Source organism: Allobosea sp. 05T422_2 (assembly GCF_056396265.1).
Genome location: NZ_JBFTLD010000308.1, coordinates 1 through 7,290, shown reverse-complemented (window position 1 = coordinate 7,290; position 7,290 = coordinate 1). Strand labels below are relative to the sequence as shown.

The 7,290-nt window shown below is 65.6% G+C and carries 8 protein-coding genes; 1 reads left to right on the top strand and 7 read right to left on the bottom strand.

Annotated features, from left to right (window positions below; translation table 11 throughout):
• Nucleotides 1–30 precede the first annotated feature (30 nt).
• From AC1DJT_RS31990 to AC1DJT_RS31980, 3 genes are read right to left on the bottom strand one after another with little or no spacing between them, the layout of a single operon-like run.
• A complete protein-coding gene (locus AC1DJT_RS31990) occupies nucleotides 31–1,224 on the bottom strand; it encodes an ABC transporter substrate-binding protein (protein WP_441507074.1) in 1,194 nt (397 codons plus the stop codon).
• Between the two features lie 38 nt (nucleotides 1,225–1,262).
• Nucleotides 1,263–2,315: an N-acetylglucosamine-6-phosphate deacetylase gene (locus AC1DJT_RS31985; RefSeq protein ID WP_476769957.1), complete on the bottom strand. Its 1,053-nt coding sequence runs from the start codon at nucleotides 2,313–2,315 to the stop codon at nucleotides 1,263–1,265.
• Nucleotides 2,315–3,058, bottom strand: a complete 744-nt coding sequence (locus AC1DJT_RS31980; RefSeq protein ID WP_476835649.1) for a glucosamine-6-phosphate deaminase — start codon at nucleotides 3,056–3,058, stop codon at nucleotides 2,315–2,317. Before AC1DJT_RS31980 ends, AC1DJT_RS31985 begins: the two co-directional genes overlap by 1 nt.
• A gap of 118 nt (nucleotides 3,059–3,176) precedes the next feature.
• Here AC1DJT_RS31980 and AC1DJT_RS31975 point away from each other — a divergent pair, with 118 nt between their 5' ends.
• Nucleotides 3,177–4,361, top strand: a complete 1,185-nt coding sequence (locus AC1DJT_RS31975; protein WP_476769955.1) for an ROK family protein — start codon at nucleotides 3,177–3,179, stop codon at nucleotides 4,359–4,361.
• Between the two features lie 145 nt (nucleotides 4,362–4,506).
• Here the strand turns inward: AC1DJT_RS31975 and AC1DJT_RS31970 are convergent, their stop codons facing one another.
• From AC1DJT_RS31970 to AC1DJT_RS31955, 4 genes are all read right to left on the bottom strand, one after another.
• Nucleotides 4,507–4,674 (bottom strand): hypothetical protein, encoded by a 168-nt coding sequence (locus tag AC1DJT_RS31970; RefSeq protein ID WP_441490879.1) that lies wholly within the window; start codon nucleotides 4,672–4,674, stop codon nucleotides 4,507–4,509.
• 79 nt (nucleotides 4,675–4,753) lie between these two features.
• Nucleotides 4,754–5,077 (bottom strand): c-type cytochrome, encoded by a 324-nt coding sequence (locus tag AC1DJT_RS31965; protein WP_441507070.1) that lies wholly within the window; start codon nucleotides 5,075–5,077, stop codon nucleotides 4,754–4,756.
• A 132-nt stretch (nucleotides 5,078–5,209) separates the two neighbouring features.
• Nucleotides 5,210–6,844 carry a thiamine pyrophosphate-dependent enzyme gene (locus tag AC1DJT_RS31960; protein ID WP_476835648.1) on the bottom strand — a complete coding sequence of 545 codons (1,635 nt, stop codon included), beginning with the start codon at nucleotides 6,842–6,844 and terminating at the stop codon, nucleotides 5,210–5,212.
• A gap of 79 nt (nucleotides 6,845–6,923) precedes the next feature.
• Nucleotides 6,924–7,290: VOC family protein (locus tag AC1DJT_RS31955; RefSeq protein WP_476835647.1), on the bottom strand; the 367-nt coding region annotated here is incomplete at its 5' end.

Sequence of the window (7,290 nt, the reverse complement as noted above, 5' to 3'; positions counted from 1 at the left end):
GTGCTGGACAGTCGCGTTCGACTGGCCTGCTCAGCGGGCGCGCTTGGCGCCGACCATCTCGTCCCATTTGCGGAAGGCCACGACCATCTTGTCGGGCTTCAAGGGCAGCTCGATCGGATTCTTCGCGATCAGGTCGGCATATTCCGGCCGGCCGAATTCGGCGATCACCTTCTGGCTGCTCTCCGGTGCCAGCGACAGCGGCACGTTCTTCACCGCCGGGCCCGGATAGAGATAGCCCTCGTCATAGGCATAGGCCTGAGCCTTCGGCGTCAGCACATAGGCCATCAGATCGAGCACCACGGCGAGGCGATCGTTCGGGACGCCCTTCGGCACGCACATGAAGAAGGCGTCCGAAACCCAGTGGAAGCCCTTCAACGTGCCGATCATCGCGGATTTCGGCACGATGCCGAGCGCGCGCGGATTGATGTCCCAACCGGTGGTCGAGATGATGATGTCGCGCGAGCCCTCGCCGAACTCCTTCATCGTCGCGCCGGTGCCAGCCGGATAATAGTCGATGTACTGGCCAAGCTCCTGCAGATAGGCCCAGGTCTTGTCCCAGCCGCCGACCGGATCCTGCGGGTCCTTGTCGCCGAGGATATAGGGCAGGCCCATCATGAACGTACGGCCCGGGCCGGAATTGGTCGGGCGCGCATACATGAACTTGCCGGGATTGGCCTTGGCCCAGGCGAGCAGCTCGTCGGCCGTGGTCGGCACGTTCTTGACGCGCTCCGGCGCGTATTCGAGCAGCGGGCCGGAGGGGTAGTAGTTGACCACGACGCCAAAGCCGTCGCCCTGGGCGCGGTGCAGATTGAGCGCGGCCGGCTCGTAGTTCTCCTCGATATTCGGGAACTTGTCGGCGAAGTCGGGCAGGATCTTGAGCCAGAGCTTCTGTTCGAGGCCCGCTGCGAGGCCGTCGCTGCCGGTCAGCACGAGATCGAGATCGGCGCGGCCGGCCTCCTGCTGCGCCTTGATCTTGCTGGCGAGTTCCGGCGCCGGCGCCTTCACGAAGGTGATGCGCGAGACCAGCTTCGGATTGGCCGCGCGATAGTCCTCGAACGCCTTCTGCATCAAGGCCAGCGCACCGCCGACATCGATGATGTTGATGCCGACCGGCGAGGTCGGCAGCGGCGGCGAAGCCGCAAAGGCCGCCGGTGCTCCCGTCGCCATCGCGGCCAGGCCGCCCAGCACGGTGCGGCGGTCAATTCCCTTGAAATCCTTGCTCATGGTCTCTCCCTCTTTGGTTAGGCTGATCGTTGGGTTGTCTACATCTTGACCGCGTCGTAGCGGCGTTCCTCGGGCCCGATGCGCACGCGCTGCACGGCGAGATCAGCGGACCACTCGACCTCGCTTAGTGGCAGCTCCAGCCCCCTCGCCCGCAAGGCGGGCTCGAGCACCGCCAGCGGATGGCTCGAGGCCATCGCGACCGCCTCCTCCGGCGTCGCCAGGCCCCAGGCCACGACATTGCGCACCCCCTGATCGAGGCAGAGCGCCGAGCCGGCGAGCGAGACGCTTCCCGGCTGGCGCACGGAACCGTCGGCCTTCCGCTCCACGCTCATGCCGGCGAAGGGATAGTTGCCGGGCTTCGCCGCTGCGGCCGAAACCGCATCGGTCACAAGGATCGAACGGTTAAGTCCCTTGGCACGCAACAGCGATTTCAGTGCCTTGGGGTGAACATGGATGCCGTCGGCAATGAAACTTGCCCAAAGCCCGTCCTCGGCAAGCTGCGCGAAGATCGCATTGGCGAGTTTATGCGTGACCTGCGGCATGCCGTTGCCGAGATGGGTGGACAGGGTCGCGCCCGCCGCGGCGGAGGAAGCGACCTGATCGAAATCAGCAGCGGTATGGCCGAGAGCGACGATCCTGCCCTGGCCATGCAGCGCCGCGATCAGGGCCGGCACGGCCTCGACCTCGGGAGCGACCGTCACCATCAGGATCGGACGGTCGAGCCCTGCTTCCAGGCGATCGACCAGGGTGGGATCGGCTGCGGTCATCGCGGCGGCCGGGTGGCAGCCGGAATAGCCGTCAGCCGGATTCAGGAAGGGCCCCTCGAGATGGTAGCCCGGGCACATCAGCGGGCCGAGGCGGCTCGCCGAGATCGCGGCATCGAGCGCGCGCAGGCGCTCTTCCAGTTCATGCGGATGGGCGGTGATCACCGTCGGCAGGCAAATGGTCACGCCCGTCCGAAGCATCGCCTCGAGCGCCCGGTCGATCTCGGCCGCCGTCACCGCGCCTGAATTGAAGTCGACGGCCGCAAAGCCGTTGACCTGGAGATCGACGAGGCCGGCCGTCAGCATGATCGCACCCTGTCCCACCATCAGCCCCGCTTGAGCAGGGAGGCAGCCGGCGGGTCGAGGAACAGCACCGTGTTCTTGTGGGTCTGAAGGATCGAGGCGGGGTAGAGCGGGCTCACCGGACCTTCCAGCGCATCGCGCGTCGCCTTCGCCTTGCGCTCGTCGGGCACCGAAAGGACGATCAACTCGCTCTTCAGGATCTGGCGGACACTCATCGAGATGGCGCGCTCCGGCACCGCTTCGAGGCTCGGGAACCAGCCTTCGCCGAACTGCTGCTGGCGGCAGGCGCCATCGAGCTTGACCACGATGTAGGGCTCGTCCGTCTCGAAATCGGCCGGGGGGTCGTTGAAGGCAAGATGGCAATTCTCGCCGAAGCCGGCGAAGCAGACATCGATGCGTAGTCCCGCGATTAGTTCGCCGAGCCGGCGCGCCTCCTGCTCGGCATCGCCCTCGCCATCGACCGGGATGAACTCGACCTTGCCACCCAGCGGGGCGACGAAGCGCTCCTGCAGATAGCGACGGAAGCTCGCCGGGTGCTCCTGGCCGAGGCCGACATACTCGTCGAGATGGAAGGCAGTGACCTTCKACCAGTCGATGCCCTCGGCAATGACGAGATGGTTCATCATCTCGAACTGGCTGGCCCCGGTCGCGACGATGATCGTCGCATGACCGTGCCGCGCCTGTGCTTCGCGAATGGCCGCAGCACCACGGGCCGCAGCCTGGACGCCGAGGGTCTCCTTGTCGGCGACGATGTTGATATCGATCATGCTATTTCTGAACCCGGACAGAGCAAATTGTTTCAAAATTCTCAGATCGAGCTTATGAGCGCCTCTGTAAAATGCAATCTCAATTTCAGAACCATCAGGTTCTAAAATATGGATGCCCATGACACTGCCAGCCATCGACCAGATGCTGTTCTCCGACGGGCACGGCAGCGACCGCGCCCGCGCCTTCACGCTTGTTGCACGCGGCCAGGCCCATTCCCGGCCTGAGATCGGCGCTGCGCTCGGGCTACGCTCGACCACGACATCGCGCCTCGTCGGCGATCTGGTGGAACGCCGTCTGCTGCTGGAAACCGCGGGGCAGAAAGCCGGCCGCGGCCGTCCGGCCGGAATTCTCATTGCCAATCCACGCCGCGTCGGTGCTTCCGTCATCTATGTCGCGAGCCAATCGCTGGTCGGCGCTCTGGTCGATCTCGACGGCCAGTTGCTTGAAGAACGCGTCGTCGAGATTGCCTCGGACGCAGATAACAGGGTTGTCGCAGGCGTGATGGCCGGGCTTGGCGCGGATCTGCTCGCCGCGATGCCGCGCGGCATGGAGCATGCCGGCACCGCCGTGTCGCTCTCGGGCTTGCTCGATCTCAGGCGCAAGCAATGGCTGATGTCGTCGCGCTGGCCCAACCTGCGCGGCCTCGATGTCGGTATTGCGCTCGGGGAAGCGGTTGGCCCCGTTGTGGTCTGTCGCAATCTTGACGCCGAATTGCGCGCGCGCATGGCGCAGGATTCGGAGCAGTTCTCGGATGGCGCGCTCCTGCTGCACTGGGGCTGGGGCATCGGACTGGGCTACGCCATCGGCGGACGCTCGCTCGCGCCGCCCGGCGGCTCCTTCGGAGAAGTCGGGCACTGGCGCTTCGCCGCGCTCGACGGCCGCCGTTGCGGCTGCGGCAACACCGCCTGCCTGGAAACGGGCGCGGCGCTCTGGTCGCTCCTGCCGGAACTGCGCCGGCGCTGGCCCGATCTCGCGGAGGACGAGAACCGCCTCTACCGACAACTGGCGCGTTGCGACCTGACCAGCCTGCCCGAGATCGACACGGCTGCGCGTTTGCTGGCGCGCGCACTCGCCAATGCGAGCCGCCTGCTGTTTCCCACCCGGATCATCGTAACCGGCCCGTTCGTCGCCAATGCGCAGCTATGGGCGCATTTCGACGGGTTGTTTAGGGCCGAGGGAACAATGCACGGGTTGATGATGCCTGAACTCGTCAGCGACCGCTCAAGCCGGCAATATGAAGTCCATGGAGCGGCGACGCCGCTGCTCAGCAAGGCGCTGGAAGACCTCTTGCAAGGCGCCTGACCGTCAGCGGACCGGATATCGGCCGGCCCAACGGCCTCGCCTGCTGCCTTTGCACCCGCTCTTCCGAAAGCCGCAATCGACTTGTCGGACCGATGTCTTCGCGCCTGTCTAGTCCTTAGCGCCTGTCTCGGCGCCTGTCCTGGCGTCAATCCTCGGCGGTTTCGCGCCGCAATTCCCAGGCGAGCATCGCCTCGGCGAGCGCATGCAGTTCCTGTTCCTTGGTGCTGGTATCGGAGGCAGCCTGAAGCTCCGCCACACGCAGCTGAGCTTGCTCATAATCCTCGTCGGTGTGAATTACGATCGGTTGTTTCATGGCAGCCCCGCGCTACGTCCGGGTCATGAAAGAGTCTGACCCAACCTGATTATAACCGAAAACCGGCGCATATGTTCCGCTAACGCGTCGGCAGGGCTGCATAATACGCCGCGATTGCCGCAATCTCGTTCACCGACATGTGCCGCGCCATGTAGCGCATTTCCTTGTGAGCCCGCTTGCCGTTGCGAAAGGCCATCATCTGGTTGAACAGATAGCGCTCGTTCTGCCCTGCCAGATGCGGCACTTCGGTGTCGCGGGCGATGCCGTCCGCGCCATGGCAGGCAGCACAATCTTCGAGCGGGGATGTCCGTGGCTCAGACGCCACCGGCGTAACCATCATCAACCCGGCCACCGTGAGCGAGGCCGCAGCCGTCATCCCCAGGCCAAATCTGAACCAGCTCATGATCGAGGCTCCTCCCATCGCAGCCTTCGCCGCAAAGCCATGGGCGAGCCTGTCGCACGGTAAGCGTTAAGATCGCGGAAGCTCCGCCCGAGAAATGTGGGGGGTGCGCATTGGCTCGTACCTGCAGGCTCGCTAGCGCGCTGCCGGTGGTGCCGGATGGATGAACGGCCACGGGCTTGCCTCAGTGCCGCGCGGAATGGTGATCTCGATCAACGCGGGACGATTATCGGCCAGCGCCTTCTCCAGCACAGGGCGGAAGGTTTCGGGCGTGTCGACCCGCACTGCCTCGACCCCGAAGGACCGGCCGAGCTGGACGAAGTCCGGGTTGACGAGGTCCGAGCCGATCAGCCGGCCCTCGAAGCCCGTCAGCTGGTCGCGCCGGACATTGCCGTAGGAGCTGTTGTTGAAGACCAGCGTAACGACGCCGATGCCGTATTGCACGGCCGTCGCCAGTTCCTGGACTGCAAACAGGAAACCGCCATCCCCGGTGATCGCGACCACGGGCCGATCCGGCCACGCCACTTTCGCGCCAAGCGCGGTCGGGAAGCCTGAGCCGAGCGTGCCCTGATAGCCGGAGGACAGATAGGTCCTGGGCTCATAGACCTTGAAGCCGTACCAGGAGGCAAAGCCGACTTGGGAGAGTTCGTCGGTGACGATGCCGTCCCTCGGCAACACCTCGCGCAGGACCTGCAAATAGGCCATTTGCGGTTGGATCGCCTGGATCTTGGCTTCAGCCGCCGCGGTCGCCTCCGTGATCACCGCGCGGCGGCCGGGGCGGCTCTGCGGCAGCCGCCCGGCTGCCTTGGCGAGCGCAGCCGTGGCCGCACGGGCATCGGCCAGGATCGCGACATCGGGAATGGAGCGGCGCATCTCGACCGGATCGATATCGATGCGAACCGATTTCAGGTTCGGCGGCGTATGTGACCAGCGCCAGCCCGGCAGTTCCAGGCGCGTACCGATGCCRATCAGCAGGTCGGTCTGGGGCCAGAGCTCATAGGCCGCAGCCATGGTGAGGCCGAGTTCATGGTCATTCGACAGGATGCCACGACCGCTGCGGAAGGCGACGACCGGCGCATCGATCAGTTCGGCCAGTTGCAGGATGTCATCCGCGGCATCGAACGCGCCGCTGCCGACGAAGATCATCGGCGCCTTCGCCGCCGAGATCAGTCTTGCGGCGCGGTCAATGGCGTCAGCGTCGATGGGTGGCGGTGGCGAGGGATCGAGCACGGAGGTGACCGGCACTTCCCCCGGCTGCGTGAAGACGTTCCAGGGCATTTCCAGCGCGGCCGGACCGCGCCGTCCCGAGAGCATCGCCTGGAAGGCCCGAGACACCGCTGTCGGCGCCAACGCCGGGTGCTCGACGCGCTCGGCCCATTTGGTGAAGCCGCGCAGGGTCGCAAGCTGGTCCGGCATCTCGTGCAGATGCCCGCGACCACGATCGAGGAAGGGGGTTGGCACCTGCCCCGTCAGGCAGAGCACCGGCTCGTTGCCACCAAAGGCCGTCAACAGGGCCGCCCCGGCGTTGAGGATGCCGGGGCCGGGCACGACGGTGCAGACCGAGGGCCGTCCGGTGGCCCTTGCGTAGCCGAAGGCCATGTAACCGCAGGCCTGCTCGTGACGCGCTCCGATGGTTGCGATCCTGTCCTTGTTCCGCTCGAGCGCGTCGAACAGGCCGTAGATCTGTGCCCCGGGAAGACCGAAGACCGTATCGATGCCATGATCGATCAGCCCGGACACAAGTCCCTMGCCGCCAGTCGCTCTCACCATATCCGCCTCACCTTGTCCTGCAGATCCGCCCAACGGGCCGTCACCTTGAGTGGAGTCCCCGCCCCTGCGCCCCGTTAACTCACGCAGCGATGATCGGGGACGCCTGGAAGGAGGGCTGACGCACCGGCGTCTCAGCGAAGAGCGTGCCCTCCTCGAACCAGGAGCGCGGAGCTGGCGCGCCCCAGAGCGTCTGGCGCTGCGGATCGCGCAGATCCCAACGGATCGGTTCGTGGTCGGGGTCGACCGTCTGGTAGTCCGAGCAATAGATCTCGATCCGATGACCGTCGGGGTCGCGGATATAGAGGAAGAAGGCATTTGAGATGCCGTGCCGTCCGGGGCCGCGCTCGATATTGGTGACGTAGCCGGTGGTCGCCATCAGATCGAGCAGGTCGATGATGTTGAGCGGCGTCGGCACCCAGAAGGCAACATGGTGGAGGCGCGGCCCA

Excerpts from the sequence above, each read along its gene's own strand:
- AC1DJT_RS31990 (WP_441507074.1), bottom strand. The coding sequence starts at position 1,224 with ATGAGCAAGGATTTCAAGGGAATTGACCGCCGCACCGTGCTGGGCGGC.
- AC1DJT_RS31985 (WP_476769957.1), bottom strand. The coding sequence starts at position 2,315 with ATGGTGGGACAGGGTGCGATCATGCTGACGGCCGGCCTCGTCGATCTC.
- AC1DJT_RS31975 (WP_476769955.1), top strand. The coding sequence starts at position 3,177 with ATGACACTGCCAGCCATCGACCAGATGCTGTTCTCCGACGGGCACGGC.
- AC1DJT_RS31970 (WP_441490879.1), bottom strand. The coding sequence starts at position 4,674 with ATGAAACAACCGATCGTAATTCACACCGACGAGGATTATGAGCAAGCT.
- AC1DJT_RS31965 (WP_441507070.1), bottom strand. The coding sequence starts at position 5,077 with ATGAGCTGGTTCAGATTTGGCCTGGGGATGACGGCTGCGGCCTCGCTC.